This is a genomic window from Megasphaera sp. AF13-6AC, from assembly GCF_027685385.1.
Classification (GTDB): domain Bacteria; phylum Bacillota; class Negativicutes; order Veillonellales; family Megasphaeraceae; genus Megasphaera; species Megasphaera micronuciformis.
In genome coordinates, this window is the sequence record NZ_JAQCUN010000112.1 from 2717 (window position 1) to 4215 (window position 1499).

The window sequence follows — 1499 nt, forward strand, 5'->3', positions numbered from 1 at the left end:
GTGCTGCTACAGCCATATTGGTACGATCCAAATAGTTTATAGCTGTTAAAATAAACAGCAGAAAAAGCATAAACCATCGCTTCTTGGTTTTCTTTGCCGTAACGGTCTTATTTAACTCTTCACCCATAAAGGGCTTCCCCCCTAACTAAAATACTACCGATTTCATAAATGCTGAACTCATTATATACATTGTTCCGATTTAGTACAATGTTTTCAGGTTCTTTTTTCCAACAGTTCCTTTACAAGATGCTCCAAATGTTCCAATACATGTTCAATACTCTCATCATTAGCCATACGATAGTCTGCCGATGAACGATAAGTATCAATGCGCTCTCTGTACAGGTCAAAGACTTTAGACGGTCCGTCTTTGAGTAAGGGACGGGTCGATACATCTACATCGGTAACAATATCCTCCGGTGCCCGGTCAAGGAAAATGATAATTCCGTTTTCCTTGTAAATATCAATATTTTCCCGCCTTTTAATAACGCCGCCGCCCGTAGCTATAACGACACCCTTTTTACTCCCCAAGGCACGGGCCGTACGGGTTTCCGCATCTCGGAAACAATCTTCACTGACGGCAAACAACTCTTTGATAGTTCGGCCTTCACTGGTTTCCAAATAGGTATCGGCGTCGTAAAAATCGCGTTCCAGAGCTTCTGCCAGGGCGGTCCCGAATGTCGTCTTACCGCTTCCGGGCATACCGATAATAACAATATTATGATTTTCCATGATATAAAATCCTCCGTCTTTTTTACTATGCTGAGATTACGGAACGTCCCATATTTCGTTCCGAACGGATTTCCGCTTTCCTACGACCCGAGTAACCAGCATATGCAACGGTCTGACAGGTAAATATTGAGAAGAGCATGACAACAGCCTGTTTAGCGTAGCCGTCGCCGCCTTGTAATCCGGCTTCCCCTCCATGCCCCGGTGGAAGGTCATAGTCTGTTCTCTGCGGCCCGGTAGGTTCCCAGAATGTTAAAGTATTTACATTGTCTCTCTAATTGTTCCAAAGCCTCTTTACACGCCGGTGAGTCGAGGTCACCCGTCACGTCAATATGAAACGAGTATTCAAAAGGTCTTCCCGGTATGGGGCGCGACTCTAAGTGAGTCATATTCATACCCGAATGATAAAAGTATCCCAAGGCCTTATACAAGGTTCCCGGTACGTGTTCCGTAATAATAACCAAGGTCATCTTGTTTCCCTCATAAGGTAGGACCTCCTTGGATATGATAACGAAACGCGTATAATTCGTCGTATTCGTACAAATGTTTCCTGCCAATACATCCAATCCGTATAATTCCGCCGCCTGCCGTCCCGCAATAGCCGCCACCGATTTTTCATCTCGTACGGCTACTTCCTTGGCACTTTGTGCCGTACTGAAGTAGGAGTGCAGTTGCCACGTATCGTGAAGTCGTAAAAAGGCATGGCATTGTGCCAGTCCCTGAGGATGAGAATAGACATGACGTATATCCTCCATCCTTGCTCCCGGAACTCC

General features: G+C 45.4%; 2 protein-coding genes. Both read right to left on the reverse strand.

The window, feature by feature from the left end; translation table 11 throughout:
* Nucleotides 1-213 precede the first annotated feature (213 nt).
* A complete protein-coding gene (locus PGX78_RS06525) occupies nucleotides 214-729 on the reverse strand; it encodes a shikimate kinase (RefSeq protein WP_270445977.1) in 516 nt (171 codons plus the stop codon).
* Between the two features lie 209 nt (nucleotides 730-938).
* Nucleotides 939-1499: prephenate dehydratase (locus PGX78_RS06530; protein WP_333523971.1), on the reverse strand; the 561-nt coding region annotated here is incomplete at its 5' end.